This is a genomic window from Kribbella turkmenica (genome assembly GCF_004348725.1).
Lineage (GTDB): Bacteria > Actinomycetota > Actinomycetes > Propionibacteriales > Kribbellaceae > Kribbella > Kribbella turkmenica.
Genome location: NZ_SMKR01000059.1, coordinates 15,313 through 38,156, shown reverse-complemented (window position 1 = coordinate 38,156; position 22,844 = coordinate 15,313). Strand labels below are relative to the sequence as shown.

Annotated in this window: 22 protein-coding genes; 14 read left to right on the top strand and 8 right to left on the bottom strand. The window is 68.9% G+C overall.

The window, feature by feature from the left end; genetic code table 11:
- On the bottom strand, positions 1–852 hold an 852-nt coding region (locus tag E1218_RS15655; protein WP_233712248.1), incomplete at its 3' end, for an alpha/beta hydrolase.
- Between the two features lie 86 nt (positions 853–938).
- On the opposite strand from E1218_RS15655, the gene E1218_RS15650 reads away from it, so the two are divergent.
- The 8 genes from E1218_RS15650 (at position 939) to E1218_RS36640 (ending at position 10,324) form a co-directional block, all read left to right on the top strand.
- Positions 939–3,098 (top strand): RNA degradosome polyphosphate kinase, encoded by a 2,160-nt coding sequence (locus E1218_RS15650; protein WP_132320689.1) that lies wholly within the window; start codon positions 939–941, stop codon positions 3,096–3,098.
- An 89-nt stretch (positions 3,099–3,187) separates the two neighbouring features.
- Positions 3,188–4,066 carry an NUDIX hydrolase gene (locus E1218_RS15645; protein ID WP_132320687.1) on the top strand — a complete coding sequence of 293 codons (879 nt, stop codon included), beginning with the start codon at positions 3,188–3,190 and terminating at the stop codon, positions 4,064–4,066.
- A gap of 142 nt (positions 4,067–4,208) precedes the next feature.
- On the top strand, positions 4,209–4,682 hold the full coding sequence (locus tag E1218_RS15640; protein ID WP_132320685.1) for a bifunctional nuclease family protein: 474 nt from the start codon (positions 4,209–4,211) through the stop codon (positions 4,680–4,682).
- A gap of 226 nt (positions 4,683–4,908) precedes the next feature.
- A complete protein-coding gene (gene pstS, locus E1218_RS15635) occupies positions 4,909–6,036 on the top strand; it encodes a phosphate ABC transporter substrate-binding protein PstS (protein ID WP_132320684.1) in 1,128 nt (375 codons plus the stop codon).
- A gap of 324 nt (positions 6,037–6,360) precedes the next feature.
- A complete protein-coding gene (gene pstC, locus E1218_RS15630; protein WP_165949284.1) occupies positions 6,361–7,353 on the top strand; it encodes a phosphate ABC transporter permease subunit PstC in 993 nt (330 codons plus the stop codon).
- Between the two features lie 76 nt (positions 7,354–7,429).
- Positions 7,430–8,350, top strand: a complete 921-nt coding sequence (pstA, locus tag E1218_RS15625; RefSeq protein ID WP_202866038.1) for a phosphate ABC transporter permease PstA — start codon at positions 7,430–7,432, stop codon at positions 8,348–8,350.
- Between the two features lie 22 nt (positions 8,351–8,372).
- On the top strand, positions 8,373–9,149 hold the full coding sequence (pstB, locus tag E1218_RS15620; protein ID WP_132320682.1) for a phosphate ABC transporter ATP-binding protein PstB: 777 nt from the start codon (positions 8,373–8,375) through the stop codon (positions 9,147–9,149).
- A 467-nt stretch (positions 9,150–9,616) separates the two neighbouring features.
- Positions 9,617–10,324 (top strand): DUF4190 domain-containing protein, encoded by a 708-nt coding sequence (locus tag E1218_RS36640; protein WP_202866037.1) that lies wholly within the window; start codon positions 9,617–9,619, stop codon positions 10,322–10,324.
- 47 nt (positions 10,325–10,371) lie between these two features.
- Here the strand turns inward: E1218_RS36640 and E1218_RS15610 are convergent, their stop codons facing one another.
- Entirely contained in the window at positions 10,372–10,812 is a 441-nt protein-coding gene (locus tag E1218_RS15610) for a DUF2752 domain-containing protein (protein ID WP_132320680.1), read from the bottom strand.
- A 105-nt stretch (positions 10,813–10,917) separates the two neighbouring features.
- On the opposite strand from E1218_RS15610, the gene E1218_RS15605 reads away from it, so the two are divergent.
- The 3 genes from E1218_RS15605 to E1218_RS15595 all read left to right on the top strand — a co-directional run bounded on the left by E1218_RS15605 (position 10,918) and on the right by E1218_RS15595 (position 12,861).
- Entirely contained in the window at positions 10,918–11,634 is a 717-nt protein-coding gene (locus tag E1218_RS15605) for an RDD family protein (RefSeq protein WP_132320678.1), read from the top strand.
- A 304-nt stretch (positions 11,635–11,938) separates the two neighbouring features.
- The gene (locus E1218_RS15600; RefSeq protein ID WP_132320676.1) at positions 11,939–12,178 is read left to right on the top strand and encodes an RDD family protein; all 240 of its coding nucleotides are present in this window, start codon (positions 11,939–11,941) and stop codon (positions 12,176–12,178) included.
- Entirely contained in the window at positions 12,175–12,861 is a 687-nt protein-coding gene (locus E1218_RS15595) for an RDD family protein (RefSeq protein ID WP_132320674.1), read from the top strand. Before E1218_RS15600 ends, E1218_RS15595 begins: the two co-directional genes overlap by 4 nt.
- Here the strand turns inward: E1218_RS15595 and E1218_RS15590 are convergent.
- Both E1218_RS15590 and E1218_RS15585 read right to left on the bottom strand, forming a co-directional pair.
- The gene (locus E1218_RS15590; RefSeq protein ID WP_132320672.1) at positions 12,858–13,412 is read right to left on the bottom strand and encodes a hypothetical protein; all 555 of its coding nucleotides are present in this window, start codon (positions 13,410–13,412) and stop codon (positions 12,858–12,860) included. The two genes, E1218_RS15595 and E1218_RS15590, sit on opposite strands and share 4 nt — an antisense overlap.
- The gene (locus tag E1218_RS15585) at positions 13,409–13,966 is read right to left on the bottom strand and encodes a transposase (RefSeq protein ID WP_165949282.1); all 558 of its coding nucleotides are present in this window, start codon (positions 13,964–13,966) and stop codon (positions 13,409–13,411) included. Before E1218_RS15585 ends, E1218_RS15590 begins: the two co-directional genes overlap by 4 nt.
- 343 nt (positions 13,967–14,309) lie before the next feature.
- Between E1218_RS15585 and E1218_RS15580 the strand changes: the two genes are divergently transcribed.
- Positions 14,310–17,255 (top strand): S8 family serine peptidase, encoded by a 2,946-nt coding sequence (locus E1218_RS15580; RefSeq protein ID WP_132320668.1) that lies wholly within the window; start codon positions 14,310–14,312, stop codon positions 17,253–17,255.
- A gap of 36 nt (positions 17,256–17,291) precedes the next feature.
- On the opposite strand, the gene E1218_RS15575 is transcribed toward E1218_RS15580, so the two are convergent.
- Positions 17,292–17,738 carry a hypothetical protein gene (locus E1218_RS15575; RefSeq protein WP_132320666.1) on the bottom strand — a complete coding sequence of 149 codons (447 nt, stop codon included), beginning with the start codon at positions 17,736–17,738 and terminating at the stop codon, positions 17,292–17,294.
- Positions 17,739–17,826: 88 nt separating this feature from the next.
- The gene (thiC, locus tag E1218_RS15570) at positions 17,827–19,455 is read right to left on the bottom strand and encodes a phosphomethylpyrimidine synthase ThiC (RefSeq protein ID WP_132320664.1); all 1,629 of its coding nucleotides are present in this window, start codon (positions 19,453–19,455) and stop codon (positions 17,827–17,829) included.
- 201 nt (positions 19,456–19,656) lie between these two features.
- Between thiC and E1218_RS15565 the strand changes: the two genes are divergently transcribed.
- Both E1218_RS15565 and E1218_RS15560 read left to right on the top strand, forming a co-directional pair.
- Positions 19,657–20,403 carry a lysophospholipid acyltransferase family protein gene (locus E1218_RS15565; protein WP_132320662.1) on the top strand — a complete coding sequence of 249 codons (747 nt, stop codon included), beginning with the start codon at positions 19,657–19,659 and terminating at the stop codon, positions 20,401–20,403.
- Between the two features lie 163 nt (positions 20,404–20,566).
- Entirely contained in the window at positions 20,567–21,091 is a 525-nt protein-coding gene (locus tag E1218_RS15560; protein ID WP_132320660.1) for a hypothetical protein, read from the top strand.
- Between the two features lie 53 nt (positions 21,092–21,144).
- Here E1218_RS15560 and E1218_RS15555 read toward each other — a convergent pair whose 3' ends face one another.
- Positions 21,145–22,143 (bottom strand): inorganic phosphate transporter, encoded by a 999-nt coding sequence (locus E1218_RS15555; protein ID WP_132320658.1) that lies wholly within the window; start codon positions 22,141–22,143, stop codon positions 21,145–21,147.
- 2 nt (positions 22,144–22,145) lie between these two features.
- Complete coding sequence (locus E1218_RS15550) at positions 22,146–22,778, bottom strand: DUF47 domain-containing protein (protein WP_132320656.1); 633 nt, start codon at positions 22,776–22,778, stop codon at positions 22,146–22,148.
- Between the last annotated feature and the right edge of the window lie 66 nt (positions 22,779–22,844).

The following is a 22,844-nucleotide window of genomic DNA, read 5'->3' as shown; positions in this document are numbered from 1 at the left end:
GGCCAGGCCGGTGAGGTCGTCGGCGAGGAGCGGGGAGACGATCGGGTCGGGGCGGATCGTCGGGTCGGGGGTGTAGTGGTCGCGGTACCAGACGATGTCGTCCTCGGTGAGGATGAAGCCGCCGTCGCCGAACAGGTCACGGCTGGGGCGGCGGTTCACCAGGTCGAGGGCGGGATAGAGCAGTACCTGGAGGGCGGGCCGCGGCAGGTCGCGGCGTACACACTGCTGGGCGACCACCGCGGCGAGGTTTCCGCCGGCGCTGTCGCCGCCGACGGCGACCAGCGCAGGGTCGGCGCCGAGGTCCCCGGCGTGGTCGACGGCCCACGTGAACGCGGCGATCGCGTCCTCGGCAGCGGTCGGGGCCGGTGCCTCGGGAGCGAGGCGGTAGTCGACGGACAGCACCCGGATCCCGGCGTCGTCGGCCAGCGAGCGGCAGAGCGCGTCGTGGGTGTCGAGGTCGCCGACGACCCAGCCGCCACCGTGGAGGAAGACGAGCAGGCCGCGGCCGGCGGCGCGCGGGACGTAGAGGCGGGCTCCGAGTTGCCCGTCGGCGCCACGGACGGTGAGCTCGGTCACACGCTGTAGGTCACGCGGTGTGCCGGAGACCAGTTTGCACAAGGTCCGCAGGTGGGACCGGGCCGTCGGCACGTCCGACTTGGGTGCGCTCGGCAACAATTTCTCGACCCGCAGCAGCAACCGCAGCTCGGGGTCGAGCGTGTTGCCGACGATCTGGACCGGCGCACCGGCCAGCCGCCGCCGCACAGCCGTCGGCAGCGCGTACAGCGGGGTCAGGGCGTTCGCCTGTACGGCGGAGACCGTGCCGCGGAGCAGCGAGTCCAGTCGTGAGTTCACGAGGAGTGACGCTAGCAACAGGAACGGCGCGGCCGGCCACCGGAATCGACATGCGCCCGGCCACCTCTCGTTCACCAAAGGATGCGATGCTGGTCAGCGTGGCAGGAGACTTGCTGGCGTCCCACAACCGGGAGTACGACGTCGAGCCGCCGTACGACATCGCGGCGGCCGGGGACCTACCGGCGGACCGTTTCTCGGATCGCGAACTGAGCTGGCTGGCGTTCAACCAACGGGTGCTCGAGCTGGCCGAGGACGACCGGATCCCGTTGCTCGAGCGGGCGAAGTTCCTGGCCATCTTCGCCAGCAACCTGGACGAGTTCTTCATGGTCCGGATCGCCGGCCTGAAGCGCCGGATCGCGGCCGGGGTCGCGGTCCGGGCGGCCAGCGGGCTGCTGCCGCGCGAGGTGCTCGACCGCAGCCTGAGCCGGAGCCGCGAGCTGATGGACCGGCACGCCGAGACCTGGCGGAAGGCGGTCCAGCCGGCGCTGACCGAGCAGGGCATCGACATCCTGCGCTGGGACGACCTGGAGCACACCGAGCGCGAGGACATGACCCGGTTCTTCCGGGACCGGGTGTTCCCGGTGCTGACCCCGCTGGCGGTCGACCCGTCGCACCCGTTCCCGTACATCTCGGGCCTGTCGCTGAACCTGGCGGTCGTGGTCCGCAACCCCGACACCGGCGGCGAGCACTTCGCCCGGGTCAAGGTGCCGCCGCTGCTGCCGCGGTTCATCCAGGTGGCCGAGGGCCGGTTCGTGCCGCTGGAGGATGTGATCGCGACCCACCTGGGGCAGCTGTTCCCAGGGATGGAGGTCATCCAGCACCACACGTTCCGGGTCACCCGCAACGAGGACCTGGAGGTCGAGGAGGACGACGCCGAGAATCTGCTGGCCGCGCTCGAGAAGGAGCTGCTGCGCCGCCGGTTCGGTCCGCCGGTACGGCTCGAGGTCGAGGAGTCGATCGACCCGCAGGTACGGGCGCTGCTGCTGTCCGAGCTCGGGGTCACCGAGGCCGAGGTGTTCGAGCTGCCCGGTCCGCTGGATCTGCGCGGCCTGTTCGCGATCGCGGGCCTGGACCGCGCCGAGCTGAAGTACCCGGGTTTCGTCCCGTCCACGCACCCACACCTGGCCGAGATGGAGACGTCCAACCCGGCGGACATGTTCTACGCGCTGAAGCAGCGCGACGTGCTCGTGCACCATCCGTACGACTCGTTCTCGACGAGTGTGCAGCGGTTCATCGAGCAGGCGGCCGCCGATCCGCACGTGCTCGCGATCAAGCAGACGCTGTACCGGACCAGCGGTGACTCCCCGATCGTGGACGCGCTGATCGACGCGGCCGAGGCCGGCAAGCAGGTGCTGGTGCTGGTGGAGATCCAGGCCCGCTTCGACGAGCAGGCGAACATCAAGTGGGCCCGTCAGCTGGAGCACGCCGGGTGCCACGTCGTGTACGGCGTCATCGGTCTCAAGACCCACTGCAAGCTGTCGATGGTGGTCCGCGACGAGCCGGACGGGCTGCGCAGGTACGTCCACATCGGCACCGGCAACTACCACCCGAAGACCGCCCGGCTCTACGAGGACCTCGGGCTGCTGACCAGCGACAAGGTGGTCACCGAGGACATCGCACACCTGTTCAACCATCTGTCCGGGTTCGCCCGCAGCGCCGGTTACCGGCGCATCCTGGTCGCCCCGCAGTCGGTACGGCGTGGGCTCGTCGAGCGGATCGACCGCGAGGTGCAGCACCACCTGGCCGGCCGCCCGGCCCGGGTCCGGATCAAGGTGAACAGCCTGGTCGACGAGGCCCTCTGCGACGCGCTGTACCGGGCGTCACAGGCGGGCGTACCGGTCGAGCTGTGGATCCGCGGCATCTGCACGCTCCGGCCCGGCGTACCGGGGCTGTCGGAGAACATCCAGGTGCGCAGCGTTCTGGGCCGGTTCCTCGAGCACAGCCGGGTGTTCTGGTTCGAGAACGGCGGTGAACCGGAGGTGTGGATCGGCTCGGCCGACCTGATGCACCGCAACCTGGACCGCCGGGTCGAGGTCCTGGTTCAGCTGAAGGAGCTCGACCACGTCGCCGAGATGCGGGAGATGTTCGACCTCGCCCTCGACGAGGGCACCGGCTCGTGGTGGCTGCAACCGGACGACACCTGGCAGGCCAGGCTGTCCGGGCCGGACGGTGCGCCGCTCCGCGATCTGCAGAATAGACTCATCGCCACGCGTGGCCGCCGCAGAACCGCTGACCCCATTACCTAGGGTGATCCCATGAGCGAGCGAAGCGAGCTCATCGTCGAACACAGCGCATGTCGTGTCTCATGCGCGGCCGGAGCGAAGTGAGGACGTGCATGAGCACCTCGGCGACCGTCATCGCCGCAGGTGGTGTCGTCTGGCGCGAGCGCCGCGGCACCCGCCAGGTGCTGCTCGTGCACCGGCCCCGGTACGACGACTGGTCGCTGCCGAAAGGCAAGCTCACGCCGCAGGAGCACGTGCTGCAGGGCGCCCGTCGGGAGATCGAGGAGGAAACCGGCCAGCAGGTCGTCCTGGGGCCGCCGCTCGGTGTGCAGCGCTACACGGTCCGCAAGAACGGCGGGACCGCGCCGAAGCTCGTGCACTACTGGTCGGCGACTCCGCTGGACGACGCCGACTTCCAGCCGAACAGCGAGGTCGACGAGGTCGCCTGGCTCCCGCTGAACAAGGCACGCACCAAACTCAGCTACCCGCGTGACGTGGACATCCTCAACTGCCTGGACCGAATCATCCCCGTGGTCGCCACGCTGGTCCTGCTGCGGCACACCGAGGCGATGAAGCGGAACGACTGGGAGAGCAAGGACACCGCCCGGCCGCTCAGCCCGACCGGGACCGCGCAGGCCGAGCGTCTGACCGGAGTACTGGCCGCGCTCGGGGTGAACCGGCTGATCAGCAGCGACGCGGAGAGGTGCGTGGCGACGCTGACGCCGTACGCCGCCTCGATCGACCGGCACATCCATCTCTGGCCGGAGATCTCGGAGCGCGGGTACGACGCCGACCCGGGGGCGCTCGCCGGGCTGGCCGGGAAGGCGTGGAAGCCGGGCAGGGTGACGGTGGTGTGCTCACACCGGCCGGTGCTGCCGGCGCTGGCCCGGGAGCTCGGGCTGCGGGTGGGCAAGTTCTCGCCGGGGGCGTTCCTGGTGGCGCACCAGTTGGGGGACGGACGTCTCATCTACGAGCGGTTCAGCGCTCCGTAGGAGGCACTACCAGCACGGGTCGGTGACGATCCAGGCACAGCCGCCGGGGTGCCCGGATGACTCCGGGAGCGGCGGGTATGTTCCTACCGAGGAACCTGGCGCCCCACCGGGCCCGGGTCTGAGGAGAGGTTCCGGGCGCACCATGACGATGATGCGAGAACTGACACTGATCGGGATCCGGATGGAATCGCCCAACCGGGCCCCGGTGATGATGCTGCGCGAGACCGAGGGTTACCGCTACCTGCCGATCTCGATCGGCTCCGTCGAGGCGACCGCGATCGCCTACGAGGAGCAGGGGCTGCGCCCGTCGCGGCCGCTCACCCATGACCTGATGCGCGACCTGATCCAGGCGTTCGGGGTGCACATCGAGGCGGTCGAGATCGTCGAGTTGCGGGACGCCGTCTTCTACGCCGAACTGGTGCTGGCCAACGGCGCCCGGGTGTCGGCCAGGCCGTCCGACTCGGTCGCCCTCGCGGTCAGGCTCAACACTCCGATCCGCTGTACGGAACAGGTCCTGCGCGAAGCCGGGGTGGCGACCCCGGAGGAGGAACAGGCTGAGCTCGAGCGCTTCCGCCAGTTCCTCGACGGCGTGGCCCCGGAGGACTTCTCCAGCTGACGCGTGCACGCTGACCGTGCGCTGATCGAACAGGCGCTGCTGGACACACAGAGTCACGGCTCTTAACTCAGTTCACCTATTGGCCCCCTGACGGCACGCCAAGCGTCGTTCACGCGCTCGGAATCGTTCACCGCTCGTTTACCGGCGACGGACCGGTCGGTCACCTGGTCTCCCTACCGTCTGTGGAAGTTCAGAAGTCTGATTCCCGCAGAAGGGCAACACTCTCGTGTCCGTCAATCGCCTGCTCCGCGTCGGCACCGTCGCCGTGGCATCCCTCGGCGTCCTCGCTCTGAGCGCTTGTGGCAGTGACCCGGAGCCGTCCGGCTCCTCGAGCCCGGAGGGTTCGTCGTCGACCGGCGCCGACTGCCCCCAGGGCACCCTGAACGCAGAGGGCTCCTCGGCGCAGAAGAACGCCATCGAGGAAGTCATCGCCAAGTACAACGAGAAGTGCGCCGACGTCACGGTGAACTACAACCCGACCGGTTCCGGTGCGGGCATCAAGCAGTTCAACGCGGCCCAGGTCGACTTCGCCGGGTCGGACTCCGCGCTCAAGACCGAGGCGGCCGACGGTGACTCCGAGGCCGCCACGGCGGCCAAGCGCTGCGAGAACAACGCCGCGCTGAACCTGCCGATGGTCATCGGCCCGGTCGCGATCGCCTACAACGTCGACGGCCTGGACAAGCTGGTCCTGGACGGCGCCACCGCGGCGAAGATCTTCCAGGGCACGGTGAAGACCTGGAACGCGCCGGAGATCGCCAAGCTCAACCCGGGCGTCACCCTGCCGTCCGCCCCGATCTCGGTGTTCTTCCGGTCCGACGAGTCCGGCACCACCGAGAACTTCACCAAGTACCTGGCCGCCTCCGGCGGTGGCGCCTGGACCGGCAAGCCGGCCAAGAAGTGGACCGGCACGGGTGCCGGCAAGGAGAAGTCCGCCGGTGTCGCCGAGGGCGTGAAGAGCACGAAGAACTCGATCACCTACGTCGAGTGGTCCTACGCCGTCGACAACAAGCTCGGCGTCGCGCAGATCGACAACGGCTCCGGTACGCCGGTCGAGCTGACCGCCGAGTCCGCCGGCAAGGCGCTGGCCGCCGCGAAGGTGACCGGCACCGGCAACGACCTGTCGATGAGCCTGGACTACGCGACCAAGGAGGCGGGCGCCTACCCGATCATTCTGGTCACCTACGAGATCGCCTGCAGCAAGGGCCTGCCGGCCGAGAAGACCGCGCTGGTCAAGAGCTTCCTGAGCTACTTCGCCAGCACCGACGGCCAGGCGTCGCTGACCGAACTGAACTACGCGCCGCTCCCGGACGAGATCCGGACCAAGGTCGACGCGGCCATCCAGTCGATCAGCTGACGACGAACCAGCGGTGATGCGAGCCCCGGCCGGTCCGAGAGTCCTCGGAGGCGGCCGGGGCTTCGCCTCGTCGGACCTGAAGCAGCAGCCCCAACGACAAAGGCGCTTGGAGCACCATCGATGAGTAGTCCAGACGGCACGGCCCCGCCCGACCGGCCGGCCGACGGCACGCCGGCACCGCAGGCCGAACCCCAGATCGAGGATCTGGTCGTCGGCGAGCCCGCCGGGCCGGCTCCGCACTTCGAGGGACTGGCCGCGGCGCACGCCGACGACCAGCCGACCCAGGCCGCGGCCGCCGCGACCGCGACCGGACCGAAGCTCGAGCTGGGCCCGGTCGGCCACCTCGGCGACCGGCTGTTCGCGGGCCTGGCCCGCGGCTCCGGCGGCCTGGTGGTCGCGATCGTCGCGTTCGTCGGCGTCTTCCTGCTGGCGCTGGCGATCCCGGCCCTGGCCGACAACCAGAGCAGCTTCCTGTTCTCCCGGGTCTGGGAGCCCGGCGGCGAGGAGCCCCGCTTCGGCATCGCCGCACTCTTCTACACGACCGTGGTCAGCTCGATCATCGCGATGGTGATCGCGGTCCCGATCGCGGTCGGGGTGGCGCTGTTCACGACGTACTACGCGCCGAAGCGGCTGGCCGCGCCGGTCGCGCACGCGATCGACCTGCTGGCCGCGGTGCCGTCGATCATCTACGGCCTGTGGGGCATCCTGTTCTTCGCGCCGATCCTGCGCCCGGTCATCGACGGGGTCTCCGGCGCCCTCGGCTGGCTGCCGGTCTTCGAGAAGCCGACCGGCGACAACGTCGGCGTCGTGTTCACCGCGTCCGTCGTCCTGGCCATCATGATCCTGCCGGTCGTCACCGCGATCAGCCGGGAGATCTTCGCCCAGACGCCGATCGCGCACCGCGAAGGCGCGCTCGCGCTCGGGGCGACCCGCTGGGAGATGATCCGGATCTCGGTGCTGCCGTACGGGCGGTCCGGTGTGGTCAGCGCCTCGATGCTCGGCCTCGGCCGGGCACTCGGTGAGACCGTCGCCGTACTGATCATCCTGTCCGTGCCGAACGGCAACGACCCGTGGAACTCGTCGATCTTCGCCGGTGGCGAGACGTTCGCGTCCAAGATCGCCAACAACGCCGCCGAGTTCGACTCGCCGGAGAAGACCGGCGCCTACATCGCGGCCGGCCTGGTGCTGTTCGTGGTGACTTTCCTGGTCAATTCCGCGGCCCGCCTGATCGTCGCGCGCAGCGGTCCGGGTGGTAAGCGTCCGCGGCGCAACCGCAGCGCGGGCGGAGCGGCCGCGAAAGAAGGAGCCGTAGCATGAGCGAGCGTAGCGAGCGAATGAGAAGGCACAGCCCACTTGGTGCCTCATCGGCGCCCGGAGCGAAGCGAGGACGCCGATGAGTGTGCTTGCCGCGAACAAGCCCGCCTACGACGGGCAGACGCTGGACCTGAGCGGGAAGTCCGGCGCCCGGGCGTTCAAGAACACGCTGGCCACGGTGCTGATCGTGCTCGCCTTCGCGGTCGCGCTGATCCCGCTGCTGTGGATCCTGTGGACCGTGATCAGCAAGGGCTACAGCCTGCTGTTCGACGCCAACTGGTGGAGCCAGTCGCAGCGCGGGGTCACCGTCCGGCGCGAGGGCGGCGGCGCGTACCACGCCGTCATGGGCACGCTCATCATGGGCCTGATCACCGCGGCGATCGCGGTGCCGATCGCCATCCTGGGCGCGATCTACCTGGTCGAGTACGGCAAGGGCACCAAGGCCGCCCGGGCGGTCAGCTTCATGGTCGACATCCTCACCGGTGTCCCGTCGATCGTCGCCGCGCTGTTCGTCTACGCGGTCTGGATCACGGTCTTCGGCTTCAACCGGGTCGGGTTCGCGGTCTCGCTGTCGCTGGTGCTGCTGATGCTTCCGGTCGTCCTGCGCTCGACCGAGGAGATGCTGAAGCTCGTACCGGACGAGTTGCGCGAGGCGTCGTACGCGCTCGGGGTGCCGAAGTGGAAGACGATCCTGAAGGTGGTCGTGCCGACCGCGTTCGGCGGCATCGTCACCGGCGTGATGCTCGGTCTGGCCCGGGTGATGGGTGAGACCGCGCCGCTGCTGATCCTGGTCGGCTACTCGAAGAACATCAACCTGAACCCGTTCGACGGGTTCATGGGCGCGCTGCCGACGATGATCAACCAGGACCGGACCGAGCTGGCGCTGGAGCCGGCCGCGGACCGGGTCTGGGCGGCGGCGCTCACGCTGATCCTCCTTGTCCTGGCACTCAACCTGCTGGCCCGGCTCGTCGCCCGGTTCAGCGCCATCAAGTCGAAATAGTCACGAGAGGTTCTGAACCGATATGGCGAAGCGCATCGAGGTCGGCGGCCTCAACGTCTACTACGGCGACTTCAAGGCCGTCGAGGACGTGTCGATGACGATCGAGCCCCGCTCGGTCACCGCGTTCATCGGCCCGTCCGGCTGCGGCAAGTCCACCTACCTGCGGACCCTGAACCGGATGCACGAGGTGATCCCCGGCGCCCGGGTCGAGGGCAAGGTCATGCTGGACCAGCAGGACCTGTACGCGACCGGGGTCGACCCGGTGGCGGTCCGCCGGGTGGTCGGCATGGTGTTCCAGCGGCCGAACCCGTTCCCGACGATGTCGATCTTCGACAACGTCGCGTCCGGGTTGAAGCTGAACGGGGTCAAGGACCGCAAGAAGCTCACCGCGGTGGTCGAGCAGTCGCTGCAGGCGGCCAACCTGTGGAACGAGGTGAAGGACCGGCTGGACAAGCCCGGCGCGGGTCTGTCCGGCGGTCAGCAGCAGCGGCTGTGCATCGCCCGGGCGATCGCGGTCGAGCCCGAGGTGATCCTGATGGACGAGCCGTGCTCGGCCCTCGACCCGATCTCGACGCTGGCGATCGAGGACCTGATCGAGAAGCTGAAGGACCGGTTCACCGTGGTGATCGTCACCCACAACATGCAGCAGGCGGCCCGGGTGTCGGACCAGACCGCGTTCTTCAACCTGGCCGCGACCGGCAAACCCGGCCGGCTGATCGAGATGGGCCCGACCAAGCAGATCTTCTCGAACCCGAACGAGAAGGCGACCGAGGACTACATCACCGGCCGTTTCGGCTGATCCGTCGTACCGCACCTCTTGGCCCCCGCGTGCTCGCGGGGGCCGAAGTGTTTCTCAGACGGCACAGAGTCCGGGCGAAGCCGACCCGGGCAAGGCGTCGGCGGCGTCGCGCGGGCGAGGCCACGCCGACGTGGGTGTTGTGCGTCGGTTGTCGTTCGGCACGGTGATCTGGGCAATGCCGGTCGCGGCGCACCGGTCCGGTCGGCAACACCTGCGGAGGCAAGCGATTGCGGCGGTTGTTACGGTTTGCCGGCGGGCACCTGGTACGCCGCGGGTCGGGGCGCGTACCGAGCCGGAAGGGCCCGGGTCTCCGACGGATCGTTGGCCGGTTGACCCGTGAGCGAAGGTTGCGGGGGTTGAGCCACCGGGAACCTTGAGTGTTCAAGGGATGCGGTGTGGGCGCGTGACCAGGCGCCTGTGGAAAAGATAGCCTGCGAGGATCCTCGACGTTCTCAGAAGGGACCGCGGTGAGCACTCCGACGCCTCCCGGCGACGACCGGAACGACCCGAACAGGCCGCAGGACGGTCCCGACGAGTCCCCGGGAGAACAGCCGAGCCAGTACGGCGACCAGCCGGATCAGCCCAGCCAGTACGGCGCAGCCGGTCAGCCGGACGACGACCAGCCGAGCCAGTACGGCCAGCAGCAGCCCGGCCAGTACGGCCAGCCGGGCGGTTACGGCCAACCGGGTCAGTATGGTCAGCCAGGACAACCCGGTCAGTACGGTCAGCAGCCCGGCTACGGCCAACAGGGCGGACAGTACGGCCAGCAGTACCCGGGACAGCCCGGCCAGTACGGGCAGCCCGGACAATACGGCCAGCAGCAAGGCTCCTACGGACAGCAGCAGCCCGGTGCGTACGGCCAGCAATACGGCCAGCCGGGCGGGTACGGTCAGCCTGGCCAGTACGGGCAGCCGGGCCAGCCGGGTCAGTACGGCGGTGGCTACGGCTACGGCACGGGGGTCCCGCAGAACAAGACCCCGCAGACGCTGGCCATCATCGGCATCGTCTGCTGGTTCTGCTGCAGCCCGGCCGCGATCGTGCTCGGTCTGATTGCCCAGAGCAAGTTCCGCGAGCAGGGCCGGTCGGACACGCTGGCCAAGGTGGCCTGGATCGGCGGCATCGTGGCCCTCGTGCTCGGCACCCTCTCCTACGCCCTCGGCTGGGTCGACTACTGACCTGGAACCACACCTGACTGAGTCGTCGCCGGGGTCCCGGCGGCGACTCAGTTCAGGTTGCGGGCGAAGCCGTAGACGACGAGGAGTGCGATCAGGGCCTTGACGGTCCAGTCGACCGCGCGTGGGCTCATCCGGAGCCGGGGCAGCCGGATCAGCCGGAGGGACTCCAGCGACCAGGCCAGCAGTTGGTAGCCGACGGCAACACCGATGAGCGGGCCGAGGACCAGGACCACGGGGTTGAAGTGCCAGGCGGCATTCAGGTCGCCGTGGAGCAAAGCCGCGGCCATCCGGGTCGAGCCGCAGAGCGGGCAGTTCAGGCCTGTGGTTGCGTGCAGGAGGCAAGGAATACCGAGCCGGCCACCGGACAGCTGGTAGACGCCCGCGAGAGCGAATCCGCCGACACCGGTGGCCGCCAGCCCCAGCACACGCCTGTCCACAGGCCGGACCGGCCCGGTCGGCCGCAGTACGACGGTCGGCGAATGACTCACCGGACAACCGTAACTCTCATCACGTGGGATCCGTAGCCGGATCTGAGCCGTCGGACGATTAGCCTGCAACTCACCTCTCAACAGCAATCACCAGAAGGGATCGTCGTGAGCAATCCGACGCCACCGCCGGGTTACGGCCCGCAGGACCAGCAGCAGCCTGGGCAGTACGGCCAGCAGCCTGGGCAGTACGGGCAGCCTGGGCAGTACGGCCAGCCTGGCCAGCCGGGTCCGTACGGGCAGCAGCAGCCCGGCTACGGCGCCCCGCAGCAGCCGGATTACGGCCACCAGCAGCCGGGTTACGGCCAGCCGCAGCAGTACGGGCAGCAGCCGGGCTATCCCCAGCAGCCCGGTCAGTACGGGCAGCAGCCGGGTCAGTACGGTCAGGGCTACCAGCCGTACGGGCAGCCGGGCTTCGGCGCCGTCCCCGGCAATCTGGCCGCCTGGCCGAACCGGGTCGGAGGTGCACTGATCGACGGTCTGATCGTCGGTGTGCCGTACGGCATCGGCGCCGCCCTGTCGTCGAACGAGAGCCTGGCCATCGTGGCGATCATCTTCTACCTGATCGGCATCGGCCTGGCGATCTGGAACGTGGTGATCCGCCAGGGGAACACCGGTCAGACCGTCGGCAAGCAGGTGCTCGGCCTGAAACTCGTGGACGCGAACACCGGTCAACCGGTCGGCCCGGGCAAGGCGTTCCTGCGTCAGCTGACCCACATCCTGGACAGTGCCGCCTGCTACATCGGCTACCTGTGGCCGCTCTGGGACGAGAAGAAGCAGACCTTCGCGGACAAGATCAACAACACCTACGTGATCAAGCTCTGACGGAGCATCCGCCTGCAGGACGCCGTGGCCGGTTCAGGCCGCGGCGTCCGCCGTTGCCGGTCGGTCCGCGATGCTCGTGCGGTGAGCAACTCGCCGTACGGACATCAGGTCCCTCCCCGTCAGCCCGGTGGCCGGTACCCGCCGCAGGGCTATACCCACACCGCTTACGGACAAGGCGGATCCGGCCAGGGCTCCGGCTACCCACCGCCCGGGCAACTGGCCGGCTGGCCGATCCGCGTGGGTGCCCCGCTGCGCGGGTACCTCGTCAGCTTCGGCATCGCATTCTGGAACCGGGTCGTCCAGCATGGCCGCACCGGCCAGTCGTTCGAGGGTCACCGGGCTGAAGGTCGTGCACGCCGACACCGGCCTGCTGCTCGGCGCCGGTTCGACACTGGGCCGCGAGTTCTGCGCGGTACTGCTCAACAACATTTGTACTCTCAACGTGCTCTGGCCGCTGTGGGACGCCAACAGCAGACCTGGCACGACAAGGTCGTCAACGACGTGGTCATCCGCCTCTGAGCCTGGAGAGCTGAAACTGCTGTGAGCACACCGACTCCACCCCCACAGGACCGCCCACCGTACGGGCAGCAGCCTCCCTCCGGCTCGCCCGGCCGACCCCAGGACGGTCAACCCCAGTACGGCCAGCCTCCGTACGGCCAGCCTCAGCCGGGCCAACCTCAGTACGGGCAGCCCCAGTACGGGCAGCCGCAGCCGGGCTACAGCCCCTACGGGCAGCCGCCCTACGGGCAGCCGCAGTACGGCTACGGGTACGGCACCCCGCAGACGCCGCTCGCCGACTGGGGTCCGCGCGCGGGTGCGTTCCTGCTCGACTCCCTGATCACCGCGGTCCCGGTGATCATCGGCTACGGCATCTTCATCGCGAACATCGCCTCCCGGGCCGGCAACACCTACCCGGACGACGACCCGGAGACGTGGGCGATCCTCGTCTTTCTGCTGAGTATCGCCGTCAGCTTCGGCCTCGGTCTGTGGAACCGGGTCTTCCGTCAGGGCCGGACCGGGCAGAGTGTCGGCAAGAGCGTCCTGAACCTCAGGCTGGTGGACACGACGTCGTTCCAGCCGATCGGTGCCGGCAAGGCGTTCCTCCGCGAGTTCCTGAGCGGCCTGTTCAACAACGCCTGCTTCCTGAACCTGCTGTGGCCGTTGTGGGACGACCAGAAGCAGACCTGGCACGACAAGGTGATCTCGACGTACGTCGTCAGGGACTAACGCGACAGCAGGAAGCCGGCACAGGTGACGGACCAGAGCACACTGGTGAAGGTGCCGATGATGAAGCGTTCGGCGACTGCCTGCGGTGTGACGGAGGCCGGCTGGTCGGGGCTGCGCAGCTCGGGGTAGCGGGCCAGCCCCTTGATCGCCAGCACGATTGCCAGCCCCTCCGGCCAGCCCGCCACCAGGGAGGCGTAGATGGCGCCGCGCTCGAGTGAACCGATCAGCGCGCCACCACGCAGTACCTCTCCGGCCTTCTGGGTCGACTGGGCTCTGGTGTTGCCCCGGTCGACCAGAGACAGCACGGACGTCGTCAACGGCCCACCACCGGTGACCGCGAGGCCTCCGGCCAGCAGGAGCAGCACGTTCCACCAGCGCTCGCGCCAGGCGTCCACGCCGTCCCCTGCGAGCAGAAGGAGGCCGACAGCCACCAGACAGGCCAGCATCACCCCGCTGACCACGATCTGTACTGCGGAGCCGGCCCTGGGCACCCACGCCAGTACGGCGAGCAACAGGCCGGCTGCGGTCAACGACAGGATCAGTGCCGTCACGCGGCGGCCCCGGCGCCCAGCAGCTCGGCCGCCAGCACGCGTCCACGTTGTTCCTCGGCGAACCCGGCCGCCTGGGCCCGTTGGGTCACCGCAGACTGGCTGATCCCCAGCTTCACACCGATCTCCCGCCTCGTCAGTCCCTCGGCCAGCAGATCGGCCACAGCCCAGCCACGTTCGCTCCGGCGCCGCAGCACGGACGCCATCAGCCACAGCACCGTCTCGACCTGCTCCGCGACGTGAGAGTCGGTGCCCACCACGTTGACGTGGTGCGGGCTCGACTTCGCCCGGTTCACCGCCTCGCGCGCGTTCACGAACGCCTCGCCGCTGCCTGCCCTGGTACTGCGGGGCAGGGGCTGGGCGACGTCACCGATGCCGAGCCCCACGTACCACGTGTCCGAGCGCAGCAACTCGACGATGACGTCGATGGTCGTCCGTGCCTCCGAGAGCACACCCTGCACCTCGTCGCCGGCCGTCCGCTCGAACTTCCGCAGCAACCCGGACCGCCGCGGACGCCGGTTCAGCGTGTTCAGCAGCTCAGGTACGAGATCGGTCATGCTTCGGCTGCCCCGCTGATCTACCGTGAGAACGAAGACCACCGCCCTGCACCTCCTTCCCAACGCATTAAGGCTACAGTCTTATTTACGTAGAGTGAAGGAAGAAACCTGAATCGGTTCACCCGATCACTCCCAGTGACTACCTCGCAGGCCGCCGATTCCCCCAATTCTCCGCTGGATCCGGGCCTGCCGGCATCTCGACTCGCCCCGTGACTTCACTCCGCGTCAATACCGTGCGGGCGACGCGGCCATCGTCGTACAGCCTTCACGAGCACATGGGGCTATGGCATGGTGAACTCGTCCGCCTCGGGGGTGGCGCGGACACCTGGCCGGGGAGTTCTCCATGAGAGGCAAGCTCACTGTCCTGGCGACGGCCACAATCATGGCCTTCGCCGGAATGGCACCGCCCGCCACGGGCGCGCAACTCAGATCCGATGCCGAAACGACTGCCAGCTACGTCGTCATCATGGCCGCCGATCCAGTGGTGACCTACGACGGCGGCGTCCGGGGCCTGCCCGCGACGAAACCTGCGAAAGGCAAGAAGGTCGATCGCCGCGCACCCTCGGTTCAGCGGTACGTCGACTACCTCGAGGACCAGCACACTGACGCCTTGCGCGCCGCCGGTGTCCCGCGCGCCGACGTCACTGCGGAGTACGCCTTCGCCCTCAACGGATTCGCCGCCGAGCTGACGCGGGCCGAGGCCGACGCGATGGCACATCAGCGTGGCGTGGTCGCAGTGCTCGAGGACGAGCTGCACCAGCCGCAGACCGACAGCAGCCCACAGTTCCTCGGCCTGACCGACAGCGGCGGTGCGTACGACCGCGGCATCACCGGAAAGGGGGTCGTTGCCGGCATCATCGACACTGGCATCTGGCCCGAGCACCCGTCCTTCGCCGACGACGGAACCTACCCCGCGCCGCCCGCGGGCTTCGCCGTACCGTGCGAGTTCGGCAACACCACCCACAACCCGGACGACGCGGCGTTCGACTGCAACAACAAGCTGCTCGGCGCGCGCGACATGCGGGCGACCTACAACGCCGTGATCGGACCGGAGCTCTTCGACTCCGCGCGGGACGCCGACGGCCACGGAACCCACACCGCCGGCACGGCCGCCGGGAACGCGGGCGTGAAGGCCGAGATCTTCGACATCAACCGCGGCCGGATCAGCGGGATCGCGCCGCGCGCCCAGGTGATCGCGTACAAGGTGTGCGGCGACCAGGGTTGCTTCGACTCCGACACGGCCGCCGGAATCGACCAGGCCGTTGCCGACGGCGTCGACGTGATCAACTACTCGATCGGCGGCGGCGCAGGCCTGATCGGCGCGGACGAGCTGGCATTCCTCTTCGCCGCCGACGCGGGCGTCTTCGTCGCGACGTCGGCCGGAAACTCCGGCCCCGGCGCAGGCACGATCGGCGGACCGTCGTCCGCACCGTGGGTCACCTCGGTCGCCGCCTCGACCCAGGACCGGGTCTTCCAGGGATCGGTTGTGCTGGGCAACGGCCGCCGCTTCTTCGGTCCCTCGGTCACGGCGGGCACCGACACCCTGCGGCTGGTCGACGCAGCTGCGGCCGGCAACGAGCTCTGCCTGCTCGACCAGCCGTTCACAGCCAGTGTGACCGGCGCGATCGTGCTCTGTAAGCGCGGCTCGAACGCACGTGTCGACAAGAGTCACGCCGTGTTCAACGCCGGCGGCGCCGGCATGGTCCTGTACGACTTGAGCGACGCAGTCACGCTGCTGAGTGACAACCACTGGGTGCCGTCGGTGCACATCAGCAACTCGGACGGGCTCGCGGTGAAGGCGTACCTCGCAGCGGCCGGATCCGCGGCCAAGGCCCGGATCACCGCCGGTGAGAAACGGTTCACGCGTGGCTCGGTGATGGCCAACTTCTCGTCCCGTGGTCCCAACCCGGCGGCCCTGGACATCATCAAACCCGACATCACCGCACCCGGCGTACGGATCCTGGCCGGCAACTCGCCTGCTCCAGGTGCCGACCCCGCCGGCGAACTCTTCCAGGCCATCGCGGGTACGTCGATGTCGAGTCCGCACATCGCGGGCGTGTACGCGCTGTTGAAGCAGGCTCATCCGAACTGGTCCGCGGCGATGGCCAAGTCGGCGATCATGACGACCGCCCGCCAGGACGTCCTCGAGGAGGACAAGGCGACGAAGGCCGATCCGTTCGACTTCGGCGCAGGCCATGTCAAGCCGGGCGGGAAGGTCAAACGGGGATCGATGTTCGAGCCTGGCCTGGTGTACGACGCCGGCTTCAACGACTACCTCGCATTCCTCTGCGGTACCGCGCCCGAGGTGTTCGCGAACCCGACGGCGACCTGCAACAGCTTGCGGCAGCTGGGTTTCTCGACCGACCCGAGCGACCTGAACTACCCGTCGATCGGTGTCGCACAGCTCGCGGGCACCCAGACCGTGACCCGCACGGTGACCAGCGTCGCGAAGGAGCGGGTCAGCTACCGGCCGAGGATCGTCGCGCCGGCCGGTTACGACGTCACCGTGTCGCCGAGCCGAATCACCCTGCGCGCGGGCGAGACGGCGACGTACAAGGTGACAATCACCAACAAGGGCAGTGCTCCGGTCGGTCAGTGGCGGTTCGGTTCGCTGACCTGGCAGAGCGGGAGCTACGAAGTCCGCAGCCCGATCGCAGTCGCCGCCAGCGCGTTCGACGCACCGGCGCAGGTCGACGGCACCGGCACGTCAGGGTCGGCGAGTTTCGCGGTGAAGTTCGGTTACACCGGTCCGTACGACGCCGAGGCGCACGGCCTGGTCGCGCGCACCGATACACCCGGCTCGGTCGGTCAGGACCCGGATCAGACCTTCGACCCGAACGACACGGCCGGCACGACGGCGCACCAGTTCACCGCCGACGGAGCGAAGTACCTGCGGTGGCGTCTGACGCACCCCAACCCAGTGGTCGACCTGGACGTGTACGTCTACAACTCCGCCGGACAGGAGGTCGCATCGAGTACGAACGGCAGCACGGACGAGCTGGTCGAGCTCAGGTTGCCCGCGAACGACACCTACACGGTGTACGTCCACGGCTGGCAGACGCTTGGAGTGACGCAGGACTACACCCTGGGCAGCTGGAACGTCCCGCCGGCCACGGGTGGTTCGCTGGCGATCACCAGCGAACCCGAGGATGCGGTGATCGGTGAGTCCGGCACGGTGTCCACTGCTTGGAGCGGCTTGGCGGCCGGCCAGGAGTACTTCGGAGTGGTGGCACACAACCGAGATTCCGAGCCACTCGGACTGACGGTCGTACACGTCACGACGGGCTAGCGTCCGGAGGGTCGGCGGGGAGGCGTGGCCTCCCCGCTAACCACCGTCCTGCACGGGCGGCTGCGGGTTCGTGCACAGGAACGGCCCGCGCCGCCCGCCGGAGTGGTATTCATACCGTCTGCCGCCGGCCTCGAGCACGATCCTGCTGCCGTTGACGAGCACTTGCGTGTACCGCATGCCTCGCTGCGGACAACCGAGGCCGCCGTCCCGCCACGTCACCTCTTCGGCGCTGACCAGCGTCACCTGTCCGGGGCCGAGGCCCAGGCGCCCGGCCAGATCGGCCTTCGCCTGTTCGACAGGGCCCTGCGCGGGACCGGTCGGCGTACTCGAAGCCGGCGTGCTCGGGGTTGGTGTGTCCGGGTCTGGTGGTTGGGTGGACGGGCTCACGGTGGACTCCTGCCCGGAGGTTTGATCGGACTCGCTGCCGCAGCCGGCGAGCAGCAGCAAAGCCACGACAGCTCCCCCCGCTGCGGCGTACCTCATGGTTCATCACCTGCCTGTCGCCATGGTAGGCACGCGCGGCGTACAGGCCGCGCGCGGCAACCGACCGCGGCCTGTACGCCGAAGCGGATCACGCCTCGGTGATCGGCAGATAGACCTTCGAGTCGTGGGCCTTGAAGGTCTCGGACATCTCCGCGAGGCCGGCCTCGACAGCCTCGATCGAGGTCAGGCCCTTCTCCTCGGCGTAGGCGCGGATGTCGGCGGTGATCCGCATCGAGCAGAATTTCGGACCGCACATCGAGCAGAAGTGCGCGGTCTTGGCCGGCTCGGCGGGCAGCGTCTCGTCATGGAAGGAGCGCGCGGTGTCCGGGTCCAGCGAGAGGTTGAACTGGTCCTCCCAGCGGAACTCGAACCTTGCCTTGGACAACGTGTCGTCCCAGGCCTGCGCACCGGGATGCCCCTTGGCCAGATCGGCCGCGTGGGCGGCGATCTTGTAGGTGATCACCCCGGTCTTCACGTCGTCGCGGTCTGGCAGGCCGAGGTGCTCCTTCGGCGTCACGTAGCAGAGCATCGCCGTTCCCAGCCAGCCGATCTGGGCCGCACCGATCGCGCTGGTGATGTGGTCGTAGGCCGGCGCCACATCGGTGGCCAACGGCCCCAAGGTGTAGAACGGAGCCTCACCGCACAGCTCCTCCTCGAGCCGGACGTTCTCGGCGATCTTGTGCATCGGCACGTGTCCCGGACCCTCGATCATCACCTGGACGTCGTGCTCCCAGGCGATCTTCGTCAGCTCACCGAGGGTCCGCAGCTCGGCGAACTGGGCGGCGTCGTTGGCGTCCGCGATACACCCCGGCCGGAGCCCGTCACCGAGGGAGAACGTGACGTCGTACGAGCGCAGGATCTCGCAGAGCTCGGCGAAATGCGTGTACAGGAAGGACTCCTGGTGATGCGCCAGGCACCACGCGGCCATGATCGATCCGCCGCGGGACACGATCCCGGTGATCCGCTGCGCGGTCAGCGGGACGTACCGCAGCAGTACGCCTGCGTGCACGGTCATGTAGTCCACGCCCTGCTCGCACTGCTCGATCACCGTGTCGCGGTACACCTCCCACGACAACGCCGTCGGATCGCCATTGACCTTCTCCAGAGCCTGGTACAGCGGGACCGTTCCGATCGGCACCGGCGAGTTCCGCAGGATCCACTCGCGGGTCTCGTGGATGTTCTTGCCGGTGGACAGGTCCATCACCGTGTCCGCGCCCCACCGGGTCGCCCAGACCAGCTTCTCGACCTCTTCCTCGATCGAACTGGTGACGGCCGAGTTGCCGATGTTCGCGTTCACCTTCACCAGGAACTTCTTCCCGATGATCATCGGCTCTGACTCGGGGTGCCGCCGGTTCGCCGGTATCACCGCGCGGCCACGAGCGACCTCCGCCCGGACGAACTCCGGATCGACTCCCTCGCGGACGGCGACGTACCGCATCTCCTCGGTGACGGTCCCGGCCCGCGCGTGCGCGAGCTGGGTCAGCGGCTCGCGCCCGGCGATCCAGTCCCGCCGCGGCGCGGGCAGACCGGCCTGTACGTCGATGGTCGCGGACCCGTCGGTGTACGGGCCGGACGTGTCGTACAGGTCGAAGTGCTCGCCGTTGGTGAGGTGGACGCGGCGCGCCGGGACGCCCAGCTCGCCGCGGTGGATCTTCTCGGAGCCCGAGATGGGCCCGGTGGTGACAGACGGACGGACAGAGTTTCCGATGGTTGTCACAGTGCTGCTCCCTACGCCGGAATTACCCGGACAGGTTCGGCGGTCGGCGGCGCCGGTCGATCCCAGCCGCCCTCTCAGCCCGCTACGGTGCGAGCTCCCGCGATCTACAGTTGTCGCGCACCACCCTAACGAAGAACTGCATACGGAATTCCGTGGGGCGCGTCACGTCCACCGGTTGTCCGTAGCCGGTAGCGTTCGGGGATGCGAGACCTCGTGTACCCGCCGGTGATCGGCTTCGCGAAGACGGCGTTGAAGGTGCTGGACCTGAAGTTCCAGCTGACCGGGGCGGAGAACGTGCCACGGACCGGCGGCGCGGTGATCGCGATGAACCACATCTCGTACGTCGATTTCGTGCTCGGCGGCTTCGGTGCGCTGCCGAGCAAGCGGCTGGTCCGGTTCATGGCCAAGGAGGTGCTGTTCCGCAACCGGTACTCCGGCCCGCTGATGCGCGGCATGCACCACATCCCGGTGGACCGTTCGGCCGGTACGGCGTCGTACCGGCAGGCGCTGGAGTACCTGAACGCCGGGGAGGTGGTCGGCGTCTTCCCGGAGGCGACGATCAGCCGGTCGTTCGAGCTGAAGGAGTTCAAGTCCGGCACGGTCCGGATGGCCGCCGAGGCCGCCGTACCGGTGATCCCGCTGATCCTGTGGGGGACGCAGCGGATGCTGACCAAGGACCACCCGCGCGACTTCTCCCGGCACCGGACGATCGCGATCACCGTCGGCGAGCCGATCACGGTGACGCCGGACGACGATCCGGCCGAGGCGACCACACACCTGCGCTCGACGATGGCCGGCATGCTCGACCGCACCATCCGCGCCTACCCCGAGCAGCCGGCCGGCGCCTGGTGGCTGCCCGCCGCGTACGGCGGCGGCGCGCCCACGCCCGAGGAGGCCGAGCGCCTCGACCGGGAGGAACTGGCCCGCCGGGCGGCCCGCGGCAAGTGAACGTCTGCCTCCGCCGCAGCCGGGTTCTGGACAGGACCTTGACCTGGGATCGGCGCGAAGGTACGAAGATCATCTGTTGACGGAGCAGGAACCTGGGGGGTCCCTGTGGTGCCGGCCGCGCGTGGACCGCGCGGCCGTCGTACTCAGGCGGGCGGGGGACGCTGTGTTGGAAAGACCCGAGGAGCTGCATCTCTTCGAGCCGGGGACGCTGACCGTGGCGCCGCACGTCGCGGAGGAGATCCCCGACGTCGGCGCGTACTTCCTCGACTGGGCGGCCGCGGGCCTGAACCCGGGCCAGACCCGTGAGGTCGAGGCGGCGATCAACGGCCGGCGCTGCCAGAACGGCTGGTTCCCGCTGGACAGCCTGGACAACATCGGCAGCCGCGGCTTCTGGCGCGGCCCGCTGACGTACCTGGCCCGGATGACCGCGGACGACGCCTCGATCGTCCAGGACTGGGCGTCCAGCCGCCTGGACGGCGAGAAGCGCCGCCGGATCGAGGCGACCGCCAACCACCTGCTCTTCCGGCGGGGGCACGCGGCCGCCGCCACCTGGGTGGTCGCGGTCCGCCCGCAGGCCTACCTCGACCTGGCCGAGCTCGGCGAGCGCCTGGCCGCCGCCTGGGAGCTCAACCTCGGCTCGATCCGGCCCAAGGACGTCGCCAAGGCCGTCCGCCGCTGGAACCGCTGACGTCCAGCCCGTGTCGGTTGATCCCGCGCCGCAGGCGGGGATCAACAGCCCGGCTACTCCAGGATCAGGTGGGCCAGGCCGTAGCAGACGGCGGCGACCATGCCGGCGGCCGGGATGGTCAGGATCCACGCGGTGATGATGCCCCGGGCGACACCCCAGCGGACCGCGGACAGGCGCTTGGTCGCGCCCGCGCCCATCACCGCCGAGGTGATCGTGTGGGTGGTCGAGACGGGCGCGTGCAGGCCGATCGCCATCACGTACAGAACGGTCGCGGCGACCGCCTCGGAGGCGAAGCCGCGGGCCGGGTCCAGGTGGATGATCCGGCGCCCGAGGGTGCGCATGATTCGCCAGCCGCCGGAGTACGTACCGAGCGAGATCGCGGTCGCGGCCGCCAGCTTGACCCACAGCGGGATGCCGTCGCCCTGTTGCACGTGCCCGGTGGTGAGCAGGGCGAGGAAGATCACGCCCATCGTCTTCTGGGCGTCCTGCAAGCCGTGGCCGAGCGCCATCGCTGCGGCCGACAGCGACTGCGCCAGCCGGAAGCCGCGGGTCACCCGGCCGGGATTGGTCCGCCGGAACAGCCACAGGATCGACGTCATCACGAAGAACGCGCCGAGGAACCCGATCGACGGCGACAGGATCATCGGGATGACGACCTTGTCCAGGATGCCGGACCACAGCACGGTGCTGGCCGAGGCGAGCCCGGCGCCGACCAGGCCGCCGATCAGCGCGTGCGACGAGGAGCTGGGCAGACCGAAGTACCAGGTGATCATGTTCCAGGTGATCGCGCCGACCAGGGCACTGAGGACGATCACGAGTCCGTGCTCACCGCCCGGCGTACTGATGATCCCCTTGCCGACGGTCTCGGCGACCTCGGTCCCGAGCAGGGCGCCGAGGAAGTTGCAGACCGCGGCCATCACCAGCGCCACCCGCGGCGTCAGCGCCCGGGTCGAGACCGAGGTCGCGATCGCGTTCGCCGCGTCGTGGAAGCCGTTGGTGTAGTCGAACACGAGCGCGATGACGACCACCGCGACGACGAGCGTGAGCTCCACGCTCAGCTCTCCTTGACGGCGATCTGCTCGACCGTGTTCGCGACGTGCTCGAAGGCGTCGATCGCGGCCTCCAGCAGGTCGACCACGGTCTTCACCTTCATCACCGTCAGCGCGTCGTACTCGCCGCTGAACAGCTTGGCGATCAGCCGCCGGTGGACCGCGTCACCGGTGTTCTCCAGCCGGTTGATCTCGATCCAGTACTCCGCCAGGTCCTTCATCGTCCGCAGCCGGGGCATCGTCTCCGCGGTCAGCTGGGCGGCCCGCTGGAGCACCTCGATCTGCTCGGCGATCTCCTCCGGCAACTTGTCCAGGGAGAAGAGGTGGACCGAGTCGACGGCCTCCTCCATGTAGTCCATGACGTCGTCCAGGTCGGAGGCCAGCCGGTAGATGTCCTCGCGGTCGAACGGGGTCACGAAGGTCGAGTTGACCCGGCGGATGATCGAGTGGGTGGTCTCGTCCGCCGCGTGCTCGGCATCCTTCATCGCGGCGGCGATCTGGTGACTCGAGGACAGACCGGTTCCCGCCGTACTGCCGAGCAGTTCGGCCAGGATCCGGGCCCCATCCACGAGATGGTTGGCGGACTCGGTGAAAAGGTCGTAGAACGTCGGGTCGTTCGGACGCAGACGTAACGGCACTTCAAGCTCCGGATGAACGAGGGACAAACCGTGAACATGCTAGGGGGAACGGGCCGTTGACGCGGC

Coding starts and splice junctions, on each gene's coding strand:
- E1218_RS15640 (WP_132320685.1), top strand. CDS start 4,209: ATGACGATGATGCGAGAACTGACACTGATCGGGATCCGGATGGAATCG.
- pstB (WP_132320682.1), top strand. CDS start 8,373: ATGGCGAAGCGCATCGAGGTCGGCGGCCTCAACGTCTACTACGGCGAC.
- E1218_RS15575 (WP_132320666.1), bottom strand. CDS start 17,738: ATGAGGTACGCCGCAGCGGGGGGAGCTGTCGTGGCTTTGCTGCTGCTC.
- E1218_RS15650 (WP_132320689.1), top strand. CDS start 939: ATGCTGGTCAGCGTGGCAGGAGACTTGCTGGCGTCCCACAACCGGGAG.
- E1218_RS15580 (WP_132320668.1), top strand. CDS start 14,310: ATGAGAGGCAAGCTCACTGTCCTGGCGACGGCCACAATCATGGCCTTC.
- E1218_RS15600 (WP_132320676.1), top strand. CDS start 11,939: ATGGCCGCACCGGCCAGTCGTTCGAGGGTCACCGGGCTGAAGGTCGTG.
- E1218_RS15645 (WP_132320687.1), top strand. CDS start 3,188: ATGAGCACCTCGGCGACCGTCATCGCCGCAGGTGGTGTCGTCTGGCGC.
- E1218_RS15585 (WP_165949282.1), bottom strand. CDS start 13,966: ATGACCGATCTCGTACCTGAGCTGCTGAACACGCTGAACCGGCGTCCG.
- pstA (WP_202866038.1), top strand. CDS start 7,430: ATGAGTGTGCTTGCCGCGAACAAGCCCGCCTACGACGGGCAGACGCTG.
- E1218_RS15565 (WP_132320662.1), top strand. CDS start 19,657: ATGCGAGACCTCGTGTACCCGCCGGTGATCGGCTTCGCGAAGACGGCG.